Below are 24,128 nucleotides of genomic sequence, written 5' to 3' on the forward strand. Positions count from 1 at the left end.
GCGCCATCCGAACCAGTCGGTCGGCCCCGTTGCCGAAATACGGCGGCGGTCCCACCGCCGGGCTCCGGCGTGCCGCTGCGGCGGGTCGGGGGGCACTTTGCCCGTGAAATGCGGACCTGGATTCCGGCCTTCGCCGGAATGACGGACAAATATGCCGCACTACCCTATGGCGCGCCCTCCGGCGGGGGCGGCGGACCATCGCGCAAGTAATCGAGGCTGAGCGCCGTGCGGACCTGCTCCACCAACGCCTCGCCGCGGCGCTTCGTTGCCGCCGTGCCGGCTGCCAGCACGTCGCGCACGTCGTCGGGCCGCGCCGCCCAGTGCTCCCTCCGGTCGCGGATCGGCGCCAAAAGGTCGTTCATGGCTTGGAACAGCCGGTCCTTGACCTCGACGTCCCCCACCCGTCCCGTCCGATAGCGGACTTTCAGGTCGTCCACCTCGTCCGTATTCGGATTGAAGGCGTCGTGATACATGAACACCGGATTTCCCTCCACGGTGCCGGGATCGGTGGCTCGCAGCCGCTTGGGATCGGTGAACATGCTGCGCACCTTGGCCCGCAGCGTTTCTTCCGAGTCCTTGAGGAAGATCGCGTTGCCGGCCGAAGTGCCCATCTTGCCCTTGCCGTCGATGCCGACCAGCCGCGGCACCGCGCCTATCCGCGCCTCGGGTACCACGAACGTGTCCCCAAAGCGCCGGTTGAAGCGGATGGCGACGTCGCGCGTCATCTCGATGTGCGGCAGCTGGTCGTCGCCCACCGGCACCAGGTGGGCCAGCGGCAGCAGGATGTTGGCGATCTGCATCACCGGGTAGTTGAAGAAGGCCACGGGCACCGACTTGGTCGTCGCCTCCAGGTCCGCCAGCTCGGCCTTCAACGTCGGATTGCGTTGCAAATGGCCCAGCCCCAGAAACCAGCTCAGATGCAGCGTCAGCTCGGCGAACTCCGGCACGCCGCTCTCGATGACGAAGTGCGAGATGTCCGGATCCAATCCCACGCCCAGCCAGTCCAGCGTCACTTCCCAAAGTCCCCAGCGAATCCAGGGCAGGTTGTCTGCGTAGTCCGAGACCTGGTAGTCGGCCAGCAGGAAGAACGATTCGTACTCGTCCTGCAGCTCCAACCACTGCGAAAACGCGCCGGCGTAGTGGCCCACGTGGGACGGCCCCGAGGGGCGCAACCCAGTCAGGATGCGGCGTCGCTCGGCGGCGGGGGCGTTGGCAGGCTCCGACATGCGGGGTGACCTCGACGGCGATCAGGGGCAGTCCATAGTGCCACTGCAAGCCGCCGAAACGCGGCGCGGGGACTACCGAATCAGCTTGTTGACCCCATTCAGGCCGGCAACCTTGTAGGCCTCGGCGAACGTGGGATAGTTGAAGATCGTCTCCACGAAGTAGTCGATGGTGCCGCCAAGCTGCATGACGGCTTGGCCGATGTGCAGCAGCTCGCTGGCCTGGTTGCCGAAGATATGGACCCCAAGCACCTTGCGCGTGTCCGGGTCGAACAACAGCTTCAGAATGCCGAAGTCGTCGCCGATGATCGCGCCCCGAGCGATTTCCTTGTACCGGGCCACGCCGCTCTCGTAGGCCGCCCCTTCCATCGTGAGTTCCTCTTCCGTCTTTCCGACCAGGGCGATCTCGGGAATGGTGTAGATGCCGATGGGCAACTCGTCGTCGATGCTGGGGCAGTCCAATCCCAGGGCGTGGCGCGCGGCCAGGCGTCCCTGCTCCGCCGACGTGGACGCCAGCGCGGGCTGTCCGATCACGTCGCCCACGGCGTAGACGTGCTCTAACTCCGTCTGGAAAAACTTGTTGACTTTCACCCGTCCGCGGTCGTCGGCGGCCAGTCCGGCGGCGTCGAGATTCAGCAGTCCCGTGGCGCCGCGGCGTCCGATCGAGTACATCACCACGTCGCTGACCATGCGGGCGCCGGTTTCGAGCACCGTGACCGGACGGCCGCGATTGTCGAACACCACGGTCTCCACCTTATGCCCGAGGCGCATCGTGATGCCGTCCTCGCGCATGCGGAACTTCAGCGCTTCGCCGATTTCCTCGTCGACGATGTCGAGCAGCTCCTTGCGCCCGTCGATCAGCGTCACCGCGACGCCGAGCGTGGCAAATATGCTGGCGTACTCCGTGCCGATGATGCCGCCGCCCACGACGGTCAGCGACTTGGGAATCCTGGGCAGGTCCAGGATCCCGTCGCTGTCGACGACGCGCTCATTGTCGAAGGGAATGTGCGGCGGCCGCGCCGGGCTCGAACCGGTGGCCAAGATGACTTTGTCGGCCCGAACTTCGATGATGGAGTTTTCGGTATGGATCGCGAGCGTGTGGGAGTCAACGAAGTGCGCGACGCCGTTGAGCAGCTCCACGTCGTTGCGCAAGAACCCGTCGCGGACCACGTCCACTTCGGCCTGCACGACCTGCGCCGTGCGCAGCAGCAAATCGTGCATGGTCACGTCGGCCATCACGCGGTAGGACTCGCCGTAGAACGAACGCTGGCCGATGCCGGTGACATGGATCACGGCCTCGCGCAGGGTCTTGGAGGGAATGGTGCCCCGATGGACCGCCTGCCCGCCGACATAGCGTTGGCGATCGACCGCGGCCACGCGTTTGCCGCCCTTGGCGGCCTGGATCGCCGCGCGCCGTCCCGCCGGTCCCGTGCCGATGACCACAATGTCGTAGTGCGGCTTGTCGTTCGACGGGCCGCCGGGGCCAGGGCCTTGAGTGTTCTGCATGCGCACAAACCGTTTGCCGCAACAGTTCCGCAGGCATCGTAGCGTGACAATCGTCGCGGTATCTGTGGCCTCGACTGTGCCGAGTGGGTGGGCGAGTTTGTGACGACGCGTTGGCGCCGTGCGGCGGTCTCGCTGCGTGCACGGCGTGCCGTGGCTGTGACCGGCCTTGCGGTGGTGCTGTTGACCGGCGCCTGCGCCCCGGTTCACCACAACGAAGTCACCGTCTATGCCGCGGCCTCGCTCCGCGATGCGTTCACCGAAATTGCCCAGGCATTTGAGGAGACTCGCTCGAATGCGCACGTGGTGCTCAACTTCGCGGGCTCGCAGGTGCTGCGGGCCCAGATCGAGCGCGGGGCTCCCGCCGAAGTCGTGGCCACGGCGGACGAAGTCCACGCACGGCAGTTGGAGGCGGCCGGTCTGCTGGCGGCCTCGCCACGCACTTTCGCCGAAAACGCGCTCGTGCTCGCCGTGCCCGCCGACAATCCTCGAGGGCTTGGGTCCCTGGCAGATCTCACCGCGCCGGACGTGCGCCTCGTCATGGGCATTGCAGATGTCCCCGTCGGTCGCTATGCCCGCGCCGCGTTGGAGCGCTATGCCGCGGCCATTGGACACGACGCATTCGTGCAAGCCGTGCTTGACAATGTGGTCTCATTCGAGACCAACGTCCGCCACGTGGCGGCGAAGCTGGAGCTGGGCGTGCTTGATGCCGGATTCATCTATACGACCGATGTGCTTGCGTCTGACGGCGCCCTGATCGAGATTCCGCTGCCTCCGGAGGCGGCGATTGCGGCGCCCTATCCGATCGCCGTGACGAAGCGCGGAGCCGACCGAGAGGCTGCGACGGCCTTCGCCGACTTCGTGCACTCGCCCGCCGGCCAGCGCATCCTGGCGGCGCACGGCTTCCGGCCCGCCGGCTGAGACTCGCCGAGGAATCTCCGAAATGCGCCGCGCCCAGTCCATCACGTGGAGCAGGCTTGCCCTGGCCGCGTCAGCCGCGATCCTGGTCGCCTTCATCGGCATCCCCGTGGGCGCATTGATCGCGCGCGGCGTCATCGAAGGCGACGTCCTCGCCGCGCTGCGCAGCCCGGTCGCCATCACCGCGCTCTGGCTCTCGCTGGCCACCTCGGCCATCGCCGTTGCCGTTGCCGTTGTGCTGGGAACGCCGGCGGCCTACCTCCTCGCGCGCCATGCCTTCCCCGGCCGAAGCATCGTCGACACCCTGATCGATCTGCCGGTGGTGCTGCCGCCGGTCGTCGGTGGGCTGGCGCTGCTCGTGGCGCTCGGGCGCCATGGGGTAATCGGCGGTCCGCTGGACGCCGCCGGCGTGGATGTCGCACTTACTACCGGCGCGGTGGTTCTGGCGCAACTCTTCGTTGCCGTGCCCTTCTACATTCGGGCCGCGCGCGCCGGATTCGAGAGCGTCGACCGTCGGCTCGAATCAGTCTCCGCCACGCTTGGCGCCGGCGGATGGCGCACCTTCCGGCGAGTCACGGTGCCCCTCGCGCTGCCGTCGCTCATCGGCGGCGCGGTCATGTGCTGGGCCCGCGCCCTGGGCGAATTCGGCGCCACCATCATGTTCGCCGGCAATGTCTTCGGCCGCACCCAGACGATGCCGCTGGCGATCCTCGAAGCCATTGAGACCGACGTCGACGCCGCGCTGGCCATCGCCATCGTCCTCATCGTCCTGGCCTTCGCCGGGCTGCTGGTATTCAAGGGACTGGCGCGGCTCGGAGGACGGGTCCTGTGATTCGGGCGGACATACGCACAACGGTCGGCGGCTTCGACCTCGCGGTCGACCTCGCCGTGGATCGCGAGATCACCGTGCTCTATGGGCACTCCGGCGCCGGCAAAACACTTACGCTTGAGGCCATCGCCGGACTCCTCACGCCGCGTCAGGGCCGCATCACGCTGCATGACCGGGTCGTATTCGACAGCGCGTCCGGCGTCAACGTGCCGCCGCAACGGCGCGATCTCGGCTATCTGGTGCAGAGCTACGCGCTCTTTCCTCACCTCACCGTCGCGCAGAACATTGCCTATGGCCTCGGCCATGTCCGCCGTTCCGAGCGCCGCGAGCGCGTGGAGCGCTTCGCGCGCATGTTCGGCGTGGACGATCTGCTGCGTCGCCGTCCGGCGCGCATTTCGGGCGGCCAGGCCCAGCGCGTGGCCCTGGCGCGCGCGCTCGTGCGCGAGCCTCGGGTGCTGCTTCTCGATGAGCCATTCGCCGCGGTCGACTCGAGCAACCGCCGCACCATGCGGCGTGAGCTCCGGCAGCTCGCGCAGCGCCTCGATCTCAGCGTGGTCATGGTCACCCACGACCTCACCGAGGCCTACAACGTGGGCGACCGGCTGGCGGTCATCGATCGCGGACGCGTGCTCCAGGCGGGCCCGCGCGACGAGGTCTTCCACCGTCCCGCCACGGCGCGCGCCGCGGAGTTGCTCGGGGTTCAGAACGTCCTGCCCGGACGGGTCGTGGGCGCCGACGGCGACCGAGTACATATCGCCAGTGGGCTCGGCATGGTCGCGGCACAGGCCGACTCCCGTCCCCAATCCGACCACGTCCAACTCGCCGTTCGCGCCGAGCAGATCATCCTCGAGCGGCCCGACCGGCCAACGACCGAGCGCGAGAACCGCTTTCAAGTCACCATCGTGGACGAGGCGGCTTTCGGCTTCTCGCACACGCTGGTCGTGCGAGTCGACGACGTCCCGTCCGGCGCGCCAACGCTAGAGATCGACGTCCCGGCGCACCCCTACCAGGTGCTCAACGTCCCCGCCCGCCGCGACTGGCGCATCCACATCCCACCCGAAGCGGTGCATGTGATCCCAACGTGAATGGCGATCGAGACTCGGAGTGTTCGTGGTTTGTACGGTATAATCGCCACGGAGGCTGTCTTGGTGAGTAGTCGATGTCCGAAGGAACCGTCTGGCCGCTTGAGCCGCATACGGCCGCAAAGCACGAGATTCTCCGCCGGTATCTGGGCGCCTGGTTCGCGATTCTTGGTCGTCAGAACCGACGTTTGGTCTACGTTGATGGATTCTGTGGCCCCGGGCGATACACCGACGGGGAACCTGGGTCGCCACTTGTCGCGGTTGAAGTAGTACAAACTCTTGCGGGCAAGATCGCGGCTAAGCCAGAATTGGTATTCATTGATAACGATGAATTGAGAATTGACAATCTCAAGCTGGAGCTTAGATCTGAAGCTTCGAATAGCTACAATATGCATATCATTTGTGGGGAGTTCAGAGACAAATTCCCCAGGGTGATTAATTCGCTGGTCCGGCGACAACAGCCTACGCCACCTCTCTTCGCGTTTATCGATCCGTTCGGTTTCTCGGGTATCCCATTTGATCTTGTGAGACGAATCCTCAGTTACGAACGTTCCGAAGCGTTTATTCTCCTAAACACAAATGCGTTGCGGAGATTCCTGGAACATTCAAATCATGAGATTCGGATCCATATCGCGGAGACTTTTGGGACATCAGATGTATTTGAAATCTCGACAGCCAGCTTTGATCGTCTTATGGCGCTCCGTGAGCTATATCAAAAGCAGCTCAGCCAACACGCAAAGTTTGTTCGATACTTTGAGATGCTCGATAGCAGTGGCTCCACTATCTACCACCTGTTCTTCGCGACGAACAATCCGCTTGGATTTGAGAAAATGAAGGACGCAATGTGGGCTGTGGATCGAACTGGTGCTTTTCGCTTCTCAGACAGGACTGATCCAAATCAAATGATCCTGTTGGGACCCGACCCGAGCGGCGATCTGGCGGCCACTCTCGCGGAGCGGTTTGGTGGTCAGACGCACGACGCTCAATTGGTCAAGCGTTGGGTGGTGGAGAACTCGATATTCGTGCGCAAGCACGTGACGGCCGCGTTGAGGTATGCGGAACGCAACGGGCAAATAGCCGTAGGCGAGTCCAAGAGCGACGGCAGCCGTCGGAAGCGCAACACCTATCCTGACGGATCAACGATCAAGTTTCGAGATCGCTGAGCCATGACGCAGACTTCTCGCACTGAGTGGACGGACGCCACGTGGAATCCCGTGACGGGGTGCACCCGCACGAGCCCTGGCTGCGACCACTGCTACGCCGAGCGGATGGCCAAGCGGCTGCAGGCGATGGGGAACCCCCGATACACGAACGGGTTCGAGGTGACGTTGCATTGGGACAAGGTGTCCGAGCCGCTGAAGTGGCGGCAGCCGCGCCGCATCTTCGTCAACAGTATGAGCGACCTGTTCCATGACGCGGTTCCGCCGGATTTCGTGCGGGCAGTCTTCGAGACCATGGCGTCCGCCCACTGGCACGAATTCCAGGTACTCACGAAGCGCGCTCGGCGGCTTCCCAAGATCGCGGGCGGCCTCAAGTGGCCTCCCAATGTCTGGCTCGGCGTCTCGGTCGAGTCTCAGGAATATGCCTGGCGCGCCAACCACTTGCGTGGCGTCCCTGCCGCGGTGCGCTTCTTGTCGGTCGAGCCGCTTGTCGGGCCCGTTCAGACTCTGGACTTGGACGGCATCGACTGGGTCATTGTGGGCGGCGAGAGCGGACCCGGCGCCCGGCCAATGGACGCGCATTGGGCGCGCGCGATTCGCGACCAATGTGTGGCTGAATCCGTCCCCTTCTTCTTCAAGCAGTGGGGAGGTGTGAACAAGCACCGCACCGGCCGCGTGCTCGATGGTCGGACGTGGGACGAATTCCCCGTGGCGGTGACAAGAACCTAGCCGCCTAGAACCCGGCCCCCGCTAGCTCGCCCCGTTCAACCGCGGCATCACCTCGTCCACCAGCAGCGTCATCGACTGCACCCATTGGTCGCGCGGCTGCCACTCGTGCGCCATGGCCAGCAGCACGCCGAATCCGCCCACGTCGTCGTACAGCTTCTGCAGCTTGGCGGTGACATCGTCCGGGCTGCCCACGATGAAGACGTTGTCCACCAGATACTCGACCGTCACGTCCGAGTCCGGCATGTCCGTGTCGATCTTCATTGCGTCCAGCATGCGCACCTTCGGCATGATGTGCAGGAAGTAGTTGCGGAAGTCGCGGGCCAGCGTGCCCTCCAGGGCTTCCTTCCGCGCCTTCTCGGTGGTTTCGGCGATGTAGACCTCGCGCGCGATGCGCCATTGCGAGCGGTCGGGCGTTCGACCGGCCTCGAGCGCGCCTTCCTCCACCGATTCCCAGTGCGTCTTGATCACGCGCGTCGGCACCAGGTTGATGCTCATTGGAATCCAGCCGCGCGCGCCCGCCAGCGTCAGCGTGCCGGAGTTCTCCGAAACTCCCGCCACACCGATCGGGGGATGCGGCTTTTGGTAGGGCTCCATGTGCACCCGCAGGCCGATCAGGTCGTCCGGCTCGGGAATGTTGAAGTCCCAGAACGCCGATCGGTAGCGCCCCGGTTTCGGATCGTTCCAGAGCATGAGCACGGTTTCGATGGCTTCGCGCGTCATGGCCCGGTGTTCGCCCGTCTTCGGATCGAAGCCAAACACCTCGAAGTCGCCGGGGAATCCGCCGGATCCAACGCCCCACATGAAGCGGCCCTTGGCCATGTGGTCGAGTTGGGCGATCCGGTGGGCAATCATGAACGGATTGTGGTTGGGCATGCAGGTCACGCCCGTCCCGAACTTCATGCGCTCGGTTTTCGCCAGCGCGTGCGCGATGAAAATGTCCGGCGCGGGGATGTTCTCCCACTGCGTCGTGAAGTGCTCCCCGATCCAGGCCTCGCTATAGCCCAGCTTCTCGAGCGTGATGAGCATGTCGAGATCGTTTTCCAGCGTCTCGGTGACGTTCGACCCCGGAGGGTGCAGGGGCATGGCGAACAGTCCGACGTCCATCGCAACCTCCGTCCCGTGTCGGGTCGGTGCGGGATCACTCTGAGCCGCGATTGTCGGCCAGCAGCGGATACAGCGTCAACGCCACCGCAATTGGTCATGAACGCCCCGGACCGCCGGCGCCCACGTTGCTACCGTGGACAGTGGGACCGCGCACGGTGCGATGCCGATGGCCGAGTGGGTAGCCGAGCAGGGACAGCTGCTGCTGGCCTTGCTCGAAGAGCACCAATACCTCGCGCTGGCCCTCGCCGTCGGTCTGGAGGGAGCAGGCGTGCCGCTGCCGATCTCGGCAGAGGTCGTCGTGGTCACGATGGGCTTTCAGGTCTACCGCGGCGAGGCCAACCCGTGGGCCGTCATGGGCACCGTGGTCGCGTCCGCCACGGTGGGCGTGAGCGTGCAGTATTGGATCGCGCGCGGCATTGGCCGACCGCTGCTGGATCGCTACGGACGCATCCTGCGAATTCGCCCCACGCACCTCGAGCGCCTCGAGCGCTGGTTCGCGCGGCGCGCCTTCCCGGTGGTCGTGATCGGCCGCGTCGTGCCGGCCATTCGCATCATCATTCCCGTCGTGGCCGGGGTCGCGCGCGGCGACTTCCGGCGCTTCGTGCCCGCGGCGGCCGCCGGCATCTCGCTCTGGGCGCCGCTCTACATGGGCATCGGCTGGGCCTTTGGCGAAACCGTGGAGCAGGTGCTGACCACCGTGCTCTCCGACCCATCGCCGGCCGTCATCGCGGCGGCCGGCGTGGGCGGACTCGCCGTCGTCGCCCTGGCGATCCGCTTCCGCCGGCGTCTGGCCCCGCTAGTTGCCCGCCCCGCAGCGCGCCTCACCGAGCGCATCGGGCGGCGCGGCTAGCTTCCGTCCGCTAGTCGAGCACCGCCGTCGCCTCGATCTCCACCAGGCCGCCCGGAAGCGCCAGTTCCACCCCCACGGTCGACCGCGCCGGCTTCGTGTCGCCGAAGTACTCGATGTAGACCTCGTTCATGCCGGCGAAATTGGCGATGTCGGTGATGAACACCGTCACCTTCACCACGTCGTTGAGCGACGCGCCGGCGGCCTCCAGCGCGGTCTTGACGTTCTCGAGCGTCTGCCGTGTCTGCGAGGTGATGTCGTCGCCCACCAGCTTGCCGTCGGCGTCGAGGCCCAGCATGCCGGCGGTCGTCACCACGTTGTTCTTGCGAACCACGAGCGTGTAAGGGGCGATGGGCGCGGACATGCTGTCCGGGTTGATGCGCTGAATTCCCATGGGCGTTCCTTCCGGGCAAATACGCGATGACCGAGGGTACACGGCGCACCGGCCAAACGCCGCCCACTGATCCTGTTGCGCAACCCCTCCACCAGCGGTCGGACACGAGCCGCATCCTCTCCCCGACAGGCCCCTTTTTCCTCTCCGACAGACCCTCTTCCCTCTCCGACAGGCCCTTTTCCCTCTCCGACGGGCCTTGTTCCCTCTCCTGGGGGAGAGGGTTAGGGTGAGGGGAATCCGGCTCGCGGCCTCGGATTCCCGACCACCCGTCGAAACGCGTCCCGGTACGCGACGGCTACCATGGCGTTCCCCGTCAGCCGAGGACCTGCTCGTGTACGACCTCCTGATCTCCGGCGGCACCGTCGTCGACCCGGCGCAGGGCCTCAATCACCGGCGCGACGTGGCGATCACGGGCGGCCACGTGCGCGCGGTCGCCGAGCGCATCGACCCCGCACAGGCTCACCACGTCCTCGATGCCTCGGGACTGCTCGTCACGCCCGGCCTCGTCGACGTTCACGTCCACGTCTACGACGGCGTGAGCCATTACGGCGTCGACGCCGACACCTACGTCCTGCCCAGCGGCGTCACCACCGCCATCGACGCCGGATCGGCCGGCGCCGACACCTTCGAAGGTCTCAGGCGCTACGTGATCGAGGTCTCCGAAACGCGCCTCAAGGCCTGTCTCAACATCTCGACGACGGGTATGGTCTCGCCGGTCGTGGGCGAGCTCGAGGACATCCGGCTCATCGACCCCAAGAGGGCCATCGAGGTCTGCGAGCGCCACAGCGACGTGATCGTCGGCGTCAAGGCCAGGATCAGCGAGAACCTCGCCGGGAACAACGCGCTGCCCGCGCTGCACCGCGCCCGCGAGGCGGCGGACGCCGTGGGGCTGCCGATCATGATCCACCCCAACGCCCCCGTCTGCACCCTGGACGACATCCTCCGCGAGATGAAGGCCGGCGACCTGCTGACCCACTGCTATCACGGGCTGGACGAAGGCGTCCTCGACGACGACGGCCGCGTGCGCGCCTCGGTCCGCGCCGCCGTGAATCGCGGCGTCCACCTTGACGTGGGCCACGGCCAGGGCAGCTTTTCCTGGAGCGTGGCCGAGTCGGCGATGGCGCAGGACCTGGTCCCAAGCACCATCAGCAGCGACCTGCACGCCTACAACTTCGACGGTCCGGTCTTCGACCTGGCCACCACCCTCAGCAAGTTCCTGCACCTGGGCCTGGACCTGCCCGACGCCCTGCGCCGCTGCACTGTCACCCCGGCGGAGATCCTGGGCATGCAGGGACAGATCGGCACCCTGGCGGTCGGCGCACACGCCGACGCCGCGCTCTTCCGGGAGGAGATCGGCGCCCACACCTTCGAGGACGCCCACGGCCAAACCCGCATCGGCGAGCGCCGCCTGGTGCCCGTCAAGGTCGTCAAGGGCGGCAAGGTCATCGATGCCGTCGCCCGCGGCTGGCACGGCCACCAGCATCACCATCACTAGGCGAATCGTGCTGGCGGCTCACGACCAATCACGCGAGGGCGGTGCGCCCAGGCCGTCGCTCGTGGCGGGGTGGCAGGTGTGGGCCATCACCTGCACCGCCCCGTGCTCGTCCTGCATCTCGCCGTAGACCAGCATCACCGGCGAATCCAAAATCGCGCGCTGGTAGCGGGTGAAGACCGACGGGCGAATGATGATGTTGACCAGCCCGGTCTCATCCTCCAGCGACAGGAAGGTGTAGCCGCGCGCGGTGGGCGGGTGTTGGCGGTTGATCACGATGCCGGCCACGGTGACCATGACTCCGGTGCGGGCCTGCTCGCGCAGGGCGTCGGGAACGCCGCTGTCGCCCAGGCCCTGGAACTGCCGCCCGCTGCTCTGCCCGTCGTAGTGATTCCCGGTGCGGCGGGCCCGCTCGCCGTAGCGCCCCACCGCGGGTGGATGCAGCGAGCGGCCTCGACCGCGGCGCGGGCGCGGAATCGGTGGGCGCACGCCGGCCGGAATGGCGACCCGAGGGATGCGCGTCGGCCGCGCCTTGACCGTCGCTGCGCTATCCGGGCGTGCGCGCCGCTTGGCGGCCAGGTCCAACAGGTCGGCGGCGCGCAGCACGCCGGATTGCGCCAGGGCCGGCCGCAGGAACTCCAGGCCGCGCCAGCGGGTCGAAAGGCCGGTGGCGGCGAAGTCCATCCGCACCTGCACCAGCGCGTCGGCCGGCGGCAGCGCCACCGGCTCCTCCAGCTCCGCCACCAGGTTCGGCAGCTCGCCGCCGTGGGCCGCCGGCGCATGGGCCTGCACCTGCCAGAGCGCCGCGCGCCGGTTCAGCCCCAGACCGCGAAATGCCCCCGCCGTGGCCAGCGCTTCCAGGACGTTGATCGGCAACCGCGTCCGGCGGCAGAAGTCTTCCAGGGAGCGATACGGCCCGCGGGCCGACGCCTCATCCAGGCGCTCGCGGTGGGCCTCGCCCAGGCCCTCCACGTACTGATAGCCCATGCGCACCGCGCCGTCCGGCTCCACCATGCACTCGAAGCGGCTGTGCCGGATGTCCACGGGACGCACCGTCACCCCGTGCCGCTGGGCGTCGCCCACCAGGGTGTGCGGGCTGTAGAAGCCCATCGGCTGGCTGTTGAGGATCGCGCAGGTGAACTCCGCGTGGTGGTGCACCTTCAGCCACGCCGAGACGTACACCAGCAGCGCGAAGGCGCAGGAATGCGCCTCGGGAAATCCATAGCCCGCGTAGCCCTCGATCTGGGCGTAGATCTGCTCCGCCGTCGCCGCGGGGATGCCGCTGCGGGTCATGCCTTGCATCAGGTCCTCTTGCAGCGCCTGGATATGCGCCAGGGAGCGCTTGCGGCTCATCGCGCGCCGCAGCGCGTCGGCCTTGGTTGCCGAGAACCCGGCCGCGACCATGGCGATTTGCAGGCACTGCTCCTGGAAGATCGGCAGCCCCAGCGTGCGCTGCAGCACCGATGCCAGGCCGGGCCACACGGGATCGTCCGCCTCCTGCCCCGTGCGTCGCAGGATCCAGCGCCGGTGCATCTTGGTGGTCATCGGTCCGGGCCGGATGATCGCCACCTGCACCACCAGGTCATAGAAGCACCGCGGCCGCGTCTGCGGCAGCACGTGCATCTGGGCGCGGCTTTCCACCTGGAACATGCCGATGGTGTCGGCCGCGCAGATCGCGTCGTAGACCTCGGGGTCGTCGAAGCTGAAGTCCGCCAGCGCCAGGCGCCGGCCGTGCCGCCGTTCGATCAGTCGGAAGGCCCGCTGGATCAGCGTCAGCATGCCCAGCCCCAGCAGGTCGATCTTCAGCAGGCCGGTGTCGGCGCAGTCGTCCTTGTCCCACTGCGCCACGGTGCGCCCCTCCATCGTCGCCGGCTCGATCGGCACCGACCCGTCCAGCGGGTGCGAGGCGATGATCATGCCCCCGGTGTGAATGCCCAGGTGCCGGGGAAAGTCGACGATCTGCCGGCTTAGCTCCAGCAGATCGCGGCCCACGCGGTTAGAGACCTCGCGCGGCACGTCGCCGCCCGCCTGATCGGGATGCGGCATCTCCACGCTGGGATGCCATTGCAGCCGCTCCGCCAACCGGTCCACCTGGGCCTGCGGCAGCCCCAGCGCCTTGCCCACGTCGCGGATGGCCGAGCGCCCGCGAAAGCAGATGACGTTCGCCACCATGGCCGCGCGACGGCGGCCGTAGCGCTCATAGACGTACTGAATGACCCGCTCGCGCTCCTGGTGCTCGATGTCCAGGTCGATGTCGGGCGGCTCGTCCCGGTCCGGCGACATGAACCGCTCGAACATCAGCCCGGCGGCGATGGGGTCGACCATCGAGATGCCGAGGGCGTAGCAGAGGATCGATCCCGGCGCCGAGCCGCGGGTGTTGACCAGGATGTCGTGGCGGTGACAGAAGTCCACCAGGTCGCGCACGGTGAGGAAATAGCCCGCCAGCCGCAGGTCCTTGACGTACCGCAGCTCCCGCCGCACGCGCTCGCACACCGCCTCGTCGAGGTCTGGATAGCGCCGTCGCGCGCCCTCCCAGACCAGGCGCTCCATGTAGCCGTATTCCGACTCGCCGCTGGGCGTGGGAAACGTGGGCAGGCCGTATTCGAGCTTGCGACTCAGGTCGAAGTCGCACATCTCGGCAATGCGCAGCGTGTTGCCGACCGCCTCGGGGACGCCGGCGAACAGCCGCGCCATTTCCGAGGCGGACTTGAGCACGAACTCGTGATTGGGCCGCAGCCGCCGCCCCGCCGTTTCCAGCGTGGCGGTGTGCTTGATGCAGACCAGCACGTCCTGCAGCCGCGCCCGGGATCGGTCGTGGTAGTGGACGTTGTTGGTGGCCGCCAGCGGCAGGCCGGTGCGCCGCGCGACATCGAGCAGTCCGGCGTTGGCCAGGTGTTCCGTTTCGAGTCGATGGTCCTGGAGCTCGAGAAAGAAGCCGCCGGGTTCGAACAGCTCGGCGTAGGTTCCCGCCAGCTCGATGGCCTGGCGGTCGTCGCCATTTAGCGCCGCGTTTGGAATCGCGCCCCGCAGGCAGCCCGACAGCCCAACCAACCCGCGCGTGTGCCGCGCCAGGGTGTCGAGGTCCAGCTCCGCCGTTCCCTTGGGCCGGTCGCGGTGCGCCGCCGTGGCCAGCCGGCAGATGTTGGCGTAGCCCTCCCGGTCACGCGCCAGCAGGGTGAGGTGACGGCCCTCGGACAGGCTGGCTTCCATGCCCACGATGGGACGCAGGCCGTGCTCGCGCGCCGCGTGGGAGAACCGCACCGCGCCGTAGACCCCGTCGTGGTCCGTGATCGCCAGCGCCGTCAGCCCAAGCTCGGCGGCGCGCGCCGCCATTTCCTCGGGATGCGACGCGCCATCGAGAAACGAGAAGTTGCTGTGCGCGTGCAGCTCGGCGTAGGCGGGCTGGGTCAATCGAGCGCTCCCTGGGCAAACCAGCGACCCTGGGCGCGGTCGTGGAAGAGCACCAGGCCGCGGCCGTCGTCCAACTGCACGTGCAGGTAGTCGCGGTCGACGGGTTCCGCCCACCACTCCGTCTGCACCCGCTGCGGTCCGTAGCTGGCGACGACTTTCCTGGTCGCGCCCTCGAGCGTCACCCAGCGGGCGTCGTCGGCTTGGCTGAGGCGCACCGGACGGGGCGGAGCGAAGAGCCGCGTGAGCCCGCGCGCGCCCACCAGGCCGGTCAGCCACACCGCCGGGAGCTTGGATGCCTCGCGCGTGGGGGACTCCTCGACGTAGGCGTCCAGACGGCGGGCGGCCGTGTCGAGCGTGAAGCCGTCGGGACAGAGCGCCATGCGGAACAGCGCGGCGTCGCCCAGTTGCGCCCGCAGCCGGCTGATCGCGTGGTTGGCGCGCGCCACGCGCTCCGACCGGTTGCCGAGCAGCGACCGCTGCGTACCGACGCCAGGCTCTAGATGCCGCACGTCCAGGCTCATGCGCACCACGCCGGGCTGGTGGGATGAAATCTCCGGCATCACCGCGTCGGCTGGCGCGGTGTCGGCCCATGCCTCGAAGCGCCAGCGGGCCGCGTCGCGAAAGGTGGCGGCCGCGGCGGACGGCTCGGGCAGCGGCAGCGCGAACCGTTGCACCCTGCCGTCCGCGCGCTCGATCCGGCCGCCGACCTGCTGCGCCATCAGGTCCCGCTGGGCCAGGCGCGCGGCCAGGCGCTGCGCCAGGGCCTGCAGCGCGAAGGCGAGACGGTCCACGTTGTGCTCTTCCCACTCGAAGTCGACCGCTTCGTGCAGCACGAGCGGCCGCTTCCGTCCGCGCAGGGGCCTGAGCTCCTCGCCGCGGGCTAGCCGCCTTGCTTGCGCGCCCTCGACCCCGTAGCGAGTCCGCACGGCGTTGGCCGGCAGACCGGCGAACGCGCCGATCGTGGCGATGCCCAGCGTCTCCAAGGTGGCCAGCGTCCGCTCGTCCAGCGGCAGCCGCTCCACGGGCTGCTCGGCCAGGTAGGCCCGATCGGAGGTGGCGACGACGGCGACGCCTTCGGCGCCCGCCGTGCGCGCCGCCACCTCAGCCGCCAGGCGTCCCGTCGCCAGCCCGATGTGGGCCGTGTGTCCGGTCGCCGCCGCGACGTCACGGCGCACCCGCGCGCCCAGCGCCGCGTCGGGGCCGTAGAGCGGCTCCAGGCCCGCCGCGTCGGCAAACGCCAGCCCCACGCCTGCGTCCTCCACCAGCGGGGAAAAGCGGTCCAGCACGTCCAGCACCGCCGCGAACGCGCGGGTGTAGCGCGGCGGATCGTCGGGCACGAAGACGCCCCGCGGGCAGCGCTGCGCCGCTTCCTTGACCGCCATGCCCAGCCGCAGCCCCGCGCCGTGGGCGGCGTCGGAAATCTCGATCAGCCGCCGCTGGCTAGCTTGCGGCGCGTAGATCGCCAGCGGCTGCGCCGACCACGCCGGATGCGTCTGCGCTTCCACCGTGGTTCGAAAGCGCGGCATCCAGAGGCAAAGCGTCTTGCGGTCCACCGGACCTCCTGAGAAACGGACAGTCGATGACGAGGCGCCGCGCGCCCGTGCCGCTGCGCGACTTCAGCACCCGGACCTCCAGCGCCAGCCCGATCGGCGCCTGGGTCAGGCGACTGCGCTGCCAGCGCCAGCCGCGGCAGGCCACGCCGAGCCGCAGGGAGGCCAGGTAGGGCAACCCGGTGACGCGCCGGCCGCCGGACGCCGTCACCACCACCAGTCCCGCCGCCCCGCGTCCCGCCAGGTCGGCCAGGTGCGACCAGCGGTTGACCGGCGGCCGGGTGGCCTCCAGGTCCAGCAGCAGGGCCTCGAAGGCGTTGCTGCGCAGCAGCGTGGCGGTCGCCTGCAGCGCCGCGTCGGCGTCCGGCGGACGCACCACCACCAGGCGTGACAGATCGAGGCTCAGGGCCGCGCCCGCGGTGGGAGCGAACGTACCGGGCAGATCGACGTAAGCCGCCAACCCGCCCTGATCGAGCGCGGCGGCCAGGGTCCGTAGCCCCAGCGTCAACGCGCCGCCGCCGCGTGGGCCGGTGAGCTCGCTCACCCGGCCACGGGGAATCCCCGCGAACCCGGTGGCCTGGTCCAGCGCGGGAATGCCGGTGGCAAAGGCGGCGTCCGGTGGACTGACGCCGAACAGGCGGCCGGCGGCGTGCAGCCCCAAGCGCTGCTCGATATCGCGGACGGCGCGCCGCAGCGCGGCGGGACGCTCGCTGTCGGGTAGAGGCAGTGAAGAGCCCTAGGTAGGACGGGACGCCACTATACCAAACAAAAACCGAACAGAAGTAGGACGACCCCAAGCGGCGGTGGGCCAATTTGCGTCCGTCATTCCGGAGGAGGGAGACGTTGCAAATTTCGGTAGGGGCGGGTCTTAGACCCGCCCGGCGCCAAGCTTCCGGTGCGCCTCCAGATTCGACCGAACTGGATTCCGGCCTCCGCCGGAATGACGAAGGGGTTACGGAAAGGTCTCTGGAGGCGGGAATCCATCCCCGCTTGCCCACCGACGAATCGAGGATGCCTGCCGATCACCTCACCCGCATGCGTATCCCCGCTGCCGTGCCGGCCGGCGTTACCACTTCCCGGGAGTCCGGCGCCGCTCTACTCGTACCGCAGCGCCTCGATCGGCCGCAGCCGCGCCGCGCGGTTGGCGGGGTAGATGCCGAACACCAGGCCAATCGCCACCGACACCGCCAGCGCCAGGACCACCGGTTCGGGCGTCAGGTGGCCCTCCAGCGCGCGGCCGCCGATCCTCACGCCGCCCATGTAGGTCGCCAGCAGGCCGCCGATCACGGCCCCCGCGATGCCGCCGCCCAGGCTCACCAGCACGGCCTCGATCAGGAACTGCACCAGGATGTCGCGGCGGCGCGCGCCGATGGCCTTGCGGATGCCGATCTCGCGCGTTCGCTCCGTCACGGACACCAGCATGATGTTCATGATGCCGATGCCGCCGACCAGCAACGAGATGCCCGCAATCGCGCCCAGGAACAGTGTCAGCGTGCCCGTGACTTCGCCCAGCGCCTCGATGATGTCCTGTTGCGTGCGGATGGTGAAGTCGTCCTCGGTCACGTCGTGCCGCAGCCGGAGCAGCGCGCTCACCTCGTTGGTGACCGCCTCGATCGTTGCCTCGTTCTCGTCGGCGAGCGTCACGCTGATCTCGGACACGATGTCGTCGCCCGCCAGCGTGCGCGACGGGCTGATGCGCGTCTGAAGCGTGGTCAGGGGCACCAGCGCCTGGTTGTCGCGGCTCTGGAACGTGGCCTGGCCTGACTCCTCCATCACGGCGATCACGGTGAAGGTCTGGTTGTTGAGCCGCACCGTGGCGCCGATGGGGTTCTGGCCCGGGAACAGCTCGGTGGCAATCGTCTGTCCCAGGGCGATCACGCGCGCGCGTCGCTGTAGGTCGTCGTCGGTGATGAAGCGACCGGCCTGCGGCTGGAAGGTGCGCACCTCGGCGTAGCTTGGCGTCACGCCGATGATCTGCGTCGAGAACGCGTTGCCGCCCGCCACCAGCGATGCGCCCGTGTTGCGCGTGGGGGCGATGTCGACGATGCCCGGTATCGCCGCGTCGCGAATGGCTTCGGCGTCCTCGAAAGTCAGCGTCGGTGACGTGGCGCTCACGTCCACGAACCTGCCGCCGGTCGCCGACTGCACGCCGGGGCTGATGAAGAGCAGGTTGGAACCCGTGCCGCGGATGTTCGCCTCGATGGACGCCTGCGCGCCGGCGCCCAGCGACATCAGCGCGATCACGGCCGCCACGCCGATCACCATGCCCAGCACCGTAAGGCTGGTGCGCAGCTTGTTGGCGGCCAGCGCCCGCAGGGCCAGGCGCACGCCGTCCGCGAGGCTCATGGGCCGCTTTCCGCGCGAGTGGTGAGGTCGTCGGCGGCGACCGTCCCGTCCACCATGCGAATCACCCGCTGGGTGCGCTCGGCGACCGATGCCTCGTGCGTCACGATCAGCGTGGTGATGCGGCGCTCCTCGTTCAGGAGGACGAGCAGCTCCATGATTTCGTTGGCCGTGGCGGTGTCGAGGTTTCCGGTCGGCTCGTCGGCCAGGACCATGCTGGGATTGCCCACCAGGGCGCGCGCGATGGCCACGCGCTGCTGCTGCCCGCCGGAGAGCTCCGACGGCTTGTGGTGCATGCGGTCCTCCAGTCCGACGACGGCCAATGCCTCTTCCGCGCGTTGCCGCCGCTGGCGGTCGCGGGCGTAGAGCAGCGGCATCTCAACCTGCTCCAGCGCCGACATGCGCGCCAGCAGGTTGAACGATTGGAAGACGAAGCCGATCTTGCGGTTGCGGATGGCGGCTAGCGCGTCGTCGGACAGGTCGCCGACCAACTCCCCGTCGAGGAAATAGCTGCCTTCAGTGGGCGCATCCAGGCACCCGAGCAGATTGAGCAGTGTCGATTTACCCGAACCCGAGTGCCCCATGATGGCGACCATTTCGCCTTTGCCGATGTCAAAGGACACGCCGCGGAGGGCGTGCACGTCGATCGAGCCCATGTGATACGTCTTGACGAGGTCCTCGACGCGCACGACCGGAGGTGGGGCGCCGTTCTCCTGGGAACCGGCGTCCACTAGCCGCCGCCCCCGCCCGGACCGCCGCCGCCAGGACCGCGGAAGCCGCCGCCTCCGAACTGCCCGGGTCTGAACTGACCCGGCGTGAAGCCGGCCGGCAGCTGCGGTAGCTGGAATCCGGCAATGGCCGCGCCGGTGAGGACCACGGACTCGCCTTCGACCAGTCCCTCGGTCACCTCGACGAACAGCTCATCTTGCAGCCCGACCGTGACCGGTTGCTGCTGGATGACGCCGTCCGCGCCGAGCACGCTCACGAACGACCGGGGCCCAACCGTCTGGACGGCCTGCCGCGGGATGGCCAGGGCGCCGGGCGACTCGGCCAGCACGATTGAGACGTCGGCGGTGAGTCCACTCAGCAGACGAGGATCGGGCGAGGTGAAGCCGATTTCGACCGGGTACGTCACGAGTCCCTGCGATGCTTCGCCTTGCTGTCCGCGATGGATCACGGTGCCGGCGAAGACCGTGCCGCCGAGCGCCTCGAACTCGAGCCTCACCGATTGGCCCAGCTTGACGAGCCCGATGTCGGACTCATCCACGTTGACGAGCACGTGGATCGACGCCGCCTCGGCCAGGGTCACGACGGTTGCCGGCGCCGCCAGCCCCACTTGACCATTCACGTCGATCACGACTCCAGCAAACGGCGCCACGATGAGCGCATCGGCCAGGTCCTCTCGGGCGGCTGCCAGTCGCCGCTCGGCATCGGTCACGGCAAGTTTGCTTTGCTCAACGTCCAAGGCATCCGGCGGGGCCTGCGCGTCGTCCAGGGCCAACGCGGCTCGGCGCACGGCGTTCTCCGCCCGGAGAATCTCCAGGGCGGACGGTCCCTCCTGAAGTTCGTCCAACCGCGCGTTCGCGTCGGCCAGGGACAGCTCAGCCGCGCGTACGGCCTGTTCGGCGAGGCGGACGTCCGCCGGGTCGGGTCCCGCACGCAACTCGTCCAGACGCAGCCGGGCCGCCTCGAGCGACAGTTGCGCCGACGTCAGGCTCGCTTGCTCACGGAGCAGCTCGGCGGCGTCGGGGTCGGCGAGCAGGTCCTGCAAGCGCGCCTCGGCCGCGGTGACGCTGTGCGAGGCCACCACGATGGCGCTCTCCTGCGCGGCCACGTCGCTGTCCGACGCTCCGGCGCGCAATTCGTCCAATTCAGTCTCGGCGTCCGCGATTGCCTGTCGAGCCTCAACCACCGCGGCTTCCTCCACCGCGATCTCGACCTCGCTCGGTCCTTCGGTCAAGTCGGACAATCGTTCCTGGGCTGACGCCAGCGCCGCTCGCGTGGTCCTCACGGCAGCTGCCTGGGTCGCGATCTCAGTGGCCGACGGCCCCTCGATCAGCTCGCGCTGGTCGTCCTCGGCGTCGCGCAGCGTTCCTTCGGCCAGGGCGACGTTTGCCCGGGCCTCGGCAAGGTCTGCCTCGGTCGGAGCTTCCTGGAGCTCGTCCAACCGACGCTGCGCGGCGGCAAGGGCGCGCTCGCCGGCCGCGATGGCCTCGTTGAGCGCTGCGTAGTCGGGTCCGGCCCGCGCTTCATCGAGCTGTTGGGCGGCGGATTTGAGTCCGGCCTCGGCGGCCCGCACTCGGGCCGCGGCCGCCTCGATCTGATGCTCCGTGTGCTCATCGAATTGCGCCTCGCCGTGCGCCTCGTAGGCCGAAATCAGCGTGGCACTGGCGGACTCGTAGCTCGACTCGGCGCCGGCGATGATCTGGATCTGCTTGGCGGGCGCCTCGGCGGCGTCTCGGCGGGCGCCGTCGAGGGTGGCCTGTGCGGTGGCGATCTGGTCGCGAGCGTCCTGGAGTTCCGACTCCGTCGGCCCGTCCGCCAGCGTGTCCAGCGACGCTTGCGCTTGCAGCAGGCCGGCCTGCGCGCTGTGCACGGCGTTCTCGGCGTCCGTCAGCTCTTCGGGCGTCGGATCGGCCGTCAGCGATGCCAGGTCCTCCTCGGCTTCGGCGAGCGAGGCGCGCGCGGCCTCCACGCTCGCGGCGGCCTCGTTTATTTCGGCCGGTGTGGCGCCCGCGCGCAGCGTGGCCAACTGGTCTTCGGCTTCGGCGTAAGCCGCGCGGGCCGATCGGATCTTGAGCTCCGCATTGACCACGTCGCTCGTGCTCGGGTCTTCCAGAAGCGTGTCCAGCGCGTCCTTCGCGCCGGCGAGGCTCGAACGAGCCGACTCGATCGCGCCTTGGGCGTCGGCCATCTCCCCGACCGCAGGCTCTTCAAGCAACGCCTGAAACCCCAGCTCGGCGCTTGCCAGGCTGGCTTGCGCCGAGGCGATGGCCCCTTCGGCTTCGACCAGATCGAGAGCCGAAGGTCCCGCCTGGAGGTCCTCAAGGTCCTTGACCGTACGGTCATAGTTCATTTGCGCCGAAACCACCGCCGCTTCGGCAGCCGCAATATCCGATGCGCTGACTGGGGCTCGCAGATCCTCGAGCGACGCCTGTGCCTCCTGCGCGTCAAGCTCGGCGCGCTCGACGTCGGCGGCGTCGGCCGGCCGGAGGAGCTTGGCGAGCTGCAGCTCGGCTTGCTGCAGGGAAGATGCGGCGTCGTCCACGGCTCGCTCGAGATCGACGACGTCGAGCTGGGCCAGCACGGTACCCGCGGGCACAAGCTGCCCGGTCTCCACGTGCAACGCCTGGACCGTGCCGGACTGCCCAAATCCCAGCCCGACCGTGTTGCCGAACTCCACGTTGCCGATCACGGCGAGCGTGCTGACCAGGTCCCGGCGCTCGACGCTGGCGGTTATCGGCGGCGCCTCTTCGTCGGCCTGAAATACCTCGAGCCGGATGATCAGGAAGGCGGCGACGCCTCCCGCGACGGCCACGACGAGCAGCGCCACGACGGCCCTGCGAAGCAGACTTGACATGATGGGCCTCAGGCTGGCGGCCGCACGTGCACCGCGACCACGGTGAATCTAGGCTTGCGCCTGTCGTCATCCGGTTGACCGGCTGTGCAGATTTCGTGGATTTTGGGTCCAACCCCGAACGCTGAGCGCACGAAACGCCTGTAGGAGGCGCACCTATGGAGACCCGACGACTCGGCCGCACGGAGCACATGAGCTCGGTGGTCACATTTGGCGCGGTCGCCGTTGGACGCGGCGTGGATCAGGCCGAGGCCGACGCCGCCGTTGATCTCGTCCTCGACCGCGGCGTCAATCACATCGACGTGGCGCCCAGCTACGGCCAGGCCATGGAACGCCTGGCGCCCTCGATGCCGGCCATTCGCGACCGGGTATTCCTGGGCGCCAAGACCGGCGAGCGCGGCTACCAGGACGCCTGGGAGAGCATCCGCTCCTGCCAGCAGCGTCTGGGAGTTGAAGTGTTCGACCTTTTCCAACTCCACAGCGTCAGCACGTTCGAGGACCTGGACGCGGTAACGGCCGACGACGGCGCGCTACAGGCGCTCATTGAGATGCGCGATCAGGGGCTCACGCGCTTCCTCGGCATCACCGGGCACGGACGCGACGCGCCGCGCGTCCACCTGGAAGCGCTGCGGCGGTTCGATTTCGACACGGTTATGTTCCCCGTCTCGCCCGCCATCTATCGCAACGCGGCCTACCGCCGCGACGCCGAGGCGCTCCTGGCGGAAGCCGCCGCGCGGGACGTGGGTGTGCAGACCATCAAGATGCTGGCCCGCGGCGGTTGGGGCGGACGCGAGCGCGAGATCAACGTCTGGTACGACCCGCACCGCGAGCAGCCGGACATCGACCGGTCGCTCTGGTTCGTGCTCTCCCAACCCGTGCACACCGCGCCCAGCACCGGCGACCTGCGCCTCTTGCCCCAGATCCTCGACGCCGCCGAGCGCTTCCGCCCGCTCTCAGCCGCCCAGCAAGCCGAAGCCATCGCCGTCCAGCGCCCACCCATGCCCGAACCGGGACTCGCCATCGACGCCGCGGCTTAGGTCCCCTGCGCCGCGGGCGGGGTGAGCTCGGCTTCGCTGTCGTCGGTGGCGTACATGATCGTTTCGATGGCCTCGCGCAGCGCCTCGCCGGTTGGAAGTGCGGGCGCACCCTCGGGACGTTCAGCGACCGCCGTGTTGGACTCGATGGTCTCCACGATGGCGTCAATGGCCGCGTCCACGTCGTGCCCCGCGACGAACAGGAGTGAGGCGAACGACTGGCCGCCGGCGCGCGCTTCGCGCACCTCGCTGGGGTCGCGTCCGGTGCGCTCGGCTACGACATTGACGATCATCTGGCCCATGCCGACGAAGGGTCTGGCTCCACCCGGCGCGACCGGCGCCTCGCCGTCGATTGCCGCGTTGACGACATTGCGCAGCGCGGCGCGCGGATCGAAGGCGCCTCCAGCCCCGCCGCCAAACCCGCCGCCACCGGCCCCGGCGCTGCCCGGACGAGCGCCACCGGCCTGACCAGCCGGACCGCCTTGAAAGCCGGCCAGGATCTGGTCCACGGCTCGATCGACGACCGCCTCGCGGTCGACGCCCTCAGCCTCGATGATCTCGGCCAGGGTCATGCCGGATTCCTGGAGCGACTGCACCTCTTCCACCGACTTCTCGGCGGCCTCCGCCACAGCGGCAGTCACGGCGTCCGCCAGCCCCGCACCGCCGAACCGGCCCCCAAAAAATCCCGCGCCGCTCGGACGAACGCCGGGACCGTCGCCCTCCGCCGATCGTTCGACCCCGCGCGCTGACTGATCCGCCGGACGCGCCGTCGGAGAAGTAGCACTCGCCGCGTCGCGCGGGGCCGCCGTCGGTTCCACCGTGGCTACCGCCGCCGGGGTGACGCGAGTCGCGGTAATGGTTGGTTCACCCGACTCACCGCACGCGGTCACCATGAGGCCGGTGAGAGCAGCCGTGACCGCCATCGCGGCAGC

Annotated in this window: 19 protein-coding genes; 8 read left to right on the plus strand and 11 right to left on the minus strand. The window is 68.4% G+C overall.

Features of this window, described 5'->3' with window-relative positions:
* Positions 1 to 164 precede the first annotated feature (164 nt).
* Positions 165 to 1,226 (minus strand): tryptophan--tRNA ligase, encoded by a 1,062-nt coding sequence (gene trpS / locus OXG33_06540; protein ID MCY4113580.1) that lies wholly within the window; start codon positions 1,224 to 1,226, stop codon positions 165 to 167.
* 72 nt (positions 1,227 to 1,298) lie between these two features.
* Complete coding sequence (sthA, locus tag OXG33_06545; GenBank protein ID MCY4113581.1) at positions 1,299 to 2,729, minus strand: Si-specific NAD(P)(+) transhydrogenase; 1,431 nt, start codon at positions 2,727 to 2,729, stop codon at positions 1,299 to 1,301.
* 150 nt (positions 2,730 to 2,879) lie between these two features.
* Here sthA and modA point away from each other — a divergent pair, with 150 nt between their 5' ends.
* The 5 genes from modA (at position 2,880) to OXG33_06570 (ending at position 7,444) form a co-directional block, all read left to right on the plus strand.
* The gene (gene modA / locus OXG33_06550) at positions 2,880 to 3,647 is read left to right on the plus strand and encodes a molybdate ABC transporter substrate-binding protein (protein MCY4113582.1); all 768 of its coding nucleotides are present in this window, start codon (positions 2,880 to 2,882) and stop codon (positions 3,645 to 3,647) included.
* Between the two features lie 22 nt (positions 3,648 to 3,669).
* Complete coding sequence (locus tag OXG33_06555; protein MCY4113583.1) at positions 3,670 to 4,476, plus strand: ABC transporter permease; 807 nt, start codon at positions 3,670 to 3,672, stop codon at positions 4,474 to 4,476.
* The gene (locus OXG33_06560) at positions 4,473 to 5,558 is read left to right on the plus strand and encodes an ABC transporter ATP-binding protein (protein MCY4113584.1); all 1,086 of its coding nucleotides are present in this window, start codon (positions 4,473 to 4,475) and stop codon (positions 5,556 to 5,558) included. Before OXG33_06555 ends, OXG33_06560 begins: the two co-directional genes overlap by 4 nt.
* A 74-nt stretch (positions 5,559 to 5,632) precedes the next feature.
* A complete protein-coding gene (locus OXG33_06565; protein ID MCY4113585.1) occupies positions 5,633 to 6,718 on the plus strand; it encodes a three-Cys-motif partner protein TcmP in 1,086 nt (361 codons plus the stop codon).
* A 3-nt stretch (positions 6,719 to 6,721) separates the two neighbouring features.
* A complete protein-coding gene (locus tag OXG33_06570; GenBank protein ID MCY4113586.1) occupies positions 6,722 to 7,444 on the plus strand; it encodes a phage Gp37/Gp68 family protein in 723 nt (240 codons plus the stop codon).
* A gap of 21 nt (positions 7,445 to 7,465) precedes the next feature.
* Here OXG33_06570 and OXG33_06575 read toward each other — a convergent pair whose 3' ends face one another.
* On the minus strand, positions 7,466 to 8,548 hold the full coding sequence (locus OXG33_06575) for an LLM class flavin-dependent oxidoreductase (protein MCY4113587.1): 1,083 nt from the start codon (positions 8,546 to 8,548) through the stop codon (positions 7,466 to 7,468).
* 166 nt (positions 8,549 to 8,714) lie between these two features.
* On the opposite strand from OXG33_06575, the gene OXG33_06580 reads away from it, so the two are divergent.
* A complete protein-coding gene (locus OXG33_06580) occupies positions 8,715 to 9,398 on the plus strand; it encodes a DedA family protein (GenBank protein ID MCY4113588.1) in 684 nt (227 codons plus the stop codon).
* Positions 9,399 to 9,408: 10 nt separating this feature from the next.
* Here the strand turns inward: OXG33_06580 and OXG33_06585 are convergent, their stop codons facing one another.
* Positions 9,409 to 9,789: a RidA family protein gene (locus tag OXG33_06585; GenBank protein MCY4113589.1), complete on the minus strand. Its 381-nt coding sequence runs from the start codon at positions 9,787 to 9,789 to the stop codon at positions 9,409 to 9,411.
* A 331-nt stretch (positions 9,790 to 10,120) separates the two neighbouring features.
* Here OXG33_06585 and OXG33_06590 point away from each other — a divergent pair, with 331 nt between their 5' ends.
* Positions 10,121 to 11,284 (plus strand): amidohydrolase/deacetylase family metallohydrolase, encoded by a 1,164-nt coding sequence (locus OXG33_06590; GenBank protein MCY4113590.1) that lies wholly within the window; start codon positions 10,121 to 10,123, stop codon positions 11,282 to 11,284.
* An 18-nt stretch (positions 11,285 to 11,302) separates the two neighbouring features.
* Here the strand turns inward: OXG33_06590 and OXG33_06595 are convergent, their stop codons facing one another.
* The 6 genes from OXG33_06595 to OXG33_06620 form a co-directional block, all read right to left on the minus strand.
* Positions 11,303 to 14,692, minus strand: coding sequence for an error-prone DNA polymerase (locus OXG33_06595; protein ID MCY4113591.1), 3,390 nt, complete (start codon positions 14,690 to 14,692; stop codon positions 11,303 to 11,305).
* Positions 14,689 to 16,245, minus strand: coding sequence for a DNA polymerase Y family protein (locus tag OXG33_06600; GenBank protein MCY4113592.1), 1,557 nt, complete (start codon positions 16,243 to 16,245; stop codon positions 14,689 to 14,691). The genes OXG33_06595 and OXG33_06600 overlap by 4 nt, the downstream gene beginning before the upstream one ends.
* Positions 16,133 to 16,936, minus strand: a complete 804-nt coding sequence (locus OXG33_06605; protein ID MCY4113593.1) for a hypothetical protein — start codon at positions 16,934 to 16,936, stop codon at positions 16,133 to 16,135. Before OXG33_06605 ends, OXG33_06600 begins: the two co-directional genes overlap by 113 nt.
* 401 nt (positions 16,937 to 17,337) lie before the next feature.
* A complete protein-coding gene (locus OXG33_06610) occupies positions 17,338 to 18,588 on the minus strand; it encodes an ABC transporter permease (protein MCY4113594.1) in 1,251 nt (416 codons plus the stop codon).
* Positions 18,585 to 19,241, minus strand: coding sequence for an ABC transporter ATP-binding protein (locus OXG33_06615; protein ID MCY4113595.1), 657 nt, complete (start codon positions 19,239 to 19,241; stop codon positions 18,585 to 18,587). Before OXG33_06615 ends, OXG33_06610 begins: the two co-directional genes overlap by 4 nt.
* 74 nt (positions 19,242 to 19,315) lie before the next feature.
* Positions 19,316 to 22,165 carry an efflux RND transporter periplasmic adaptor subunit gene (locus OXG33_06620; protein MCY4113596.1) on the minus strand — a complete coding sequence of 950 codons (2,850 nt, stop codon included), beginning with the start codon at positions 22,163 to 22,165 and terminating at the stop codon, positions 19,316 to 19,318.
* Positions 22,166 to 22,320: 155 nt separating this feature from the next.
* Between OXG33_06620 and OXG33_06625 the strand changes: the two genes are divergently transcribed.
* Positions 22,321 to 23,199, plus strand: a complete 879-nt coding sequence (locus OXG33_06625; protein MCY4113597.1) for an aldo/keto reductase — start codon at positions 22,321 to 22,323, stop codon at positions 23,197 to 23,199.
* On the opposite strand, the gene OXG33_06630 is transcribed toward OXG33_06625, so the two are convergent.
* Positions 23,196 to 24,119, minus strand: coding sequence for a hypothetical protein (locus OXG33_06630; protein MCY4113598.1), 924 nt, complete (start codon positions 24,117 to 24,119; stop codon positions 23,196 to 23,198). The two genes, OXG33_06625 and OXG33_06630, sit on opposite strands and share 4 nt — an antisense overlap.
* Positions 24,120 to 24,128 lie beyond the last annotated feature (9 nt).

The organism is Chloroflexota bacterium (assembly GCA_026708035.1).
GTDB lineage: Bacteria > Chloroflexota > UBA11872 > UBA11872 > UBA11872 > JAJECS01.

Bases quoted from the DNA above. Each gene is read 5' to 3' on its own strand.
- OXG33_06580 (MCY4113588.1), top strand. From the start codon at position 8,715: ATGGCCGAGTGGGTAGCCGAGCAGGGACAGCTGCTGCTGGCCTTGCTC.
- OXG33_06615 (MCY4113595.1), bottom strand. From the start codon at position 19,241: ATGGGCTCGATCGACGTGCACGCCCTCCGCGGCGTGTCCTTTGACATC.
- OXG33_06565 (MCY4113585.1), top strand. From the start codon at position 5,633: ATGTCCGAAGGAACCGTCTGGCCGCTTGAGCCGCATACGGCCGCAAAG.
- OXG33_06555 (MCY4113583.1), top strand. From the start codon at position 3,670: ATGCGCCGCGCCCAGTCCATCACGTGGAGCAGGCTTGCCCTGGCCGCG.
- OXG33_06585 (MCY4113589.1), bottom strand. From the start codon at position 9,789: ATGGGAATTCAGCGCATCAACCCGGACAGCATGTCCGCGCCCATCGCC.
- trpS (MCY4113580.1), bottom strand. From the start codon at position 1,226: ATGTCGGAGCCTGCCAACGCCCCCGCCGCCGAGCGACGCCGCATCCTG.
- OXG33_06575 (MCY4113587.1), bottom strand. From the start codon at position 8,548: ATGGACGTCGGACTGTTCGCCATGCCCCTGCACCCTCCGGGGTCGAAC.
- OXG33_06620 (MCY4113596.1), bottom strand. From the start codon at position 22,165: ATGTCAAGTCTGCTTCGCAGGGCCGTCGTGGCGCTGCTCGTCGTGGCC.
- sthA (MCY4113581.1), bottom strand. From the start codon at position 2,729: ATGCAGAACACTCAAGGCCCTGGCCCCGGCGGCCCGTCGAACGACAAG.
- OXG33_06630 (MCY4113598.1), bottom strand. From the start codon at position 24,119: ATGGCGGTCACGGCTGCTCTCACCGGCCTCATGGTGACCGCGTGCGGT.
- OXG33_06625 (MCY4113597.1), top strand. From the start codon at position 22,321: ATGGAGACCCGACGACTCGGCCGCACGGAGCACATGAGCTCGGTGGTC.
- OXG33_06570 (MCY4113586.1), top strand. From the start codon at position 6,722: ATGACGCAGACTTCTCGCACTGAGTGGACGGACGCCACGTGGAATCCC.
- OXG33_06610 (MCY4113594.1), bottom strand. From the start codon at position 18,588: ATGAGCCTCGCGGACGGCGTGCGCCTGGCCCTGCGGGCGCTGGCCGCC.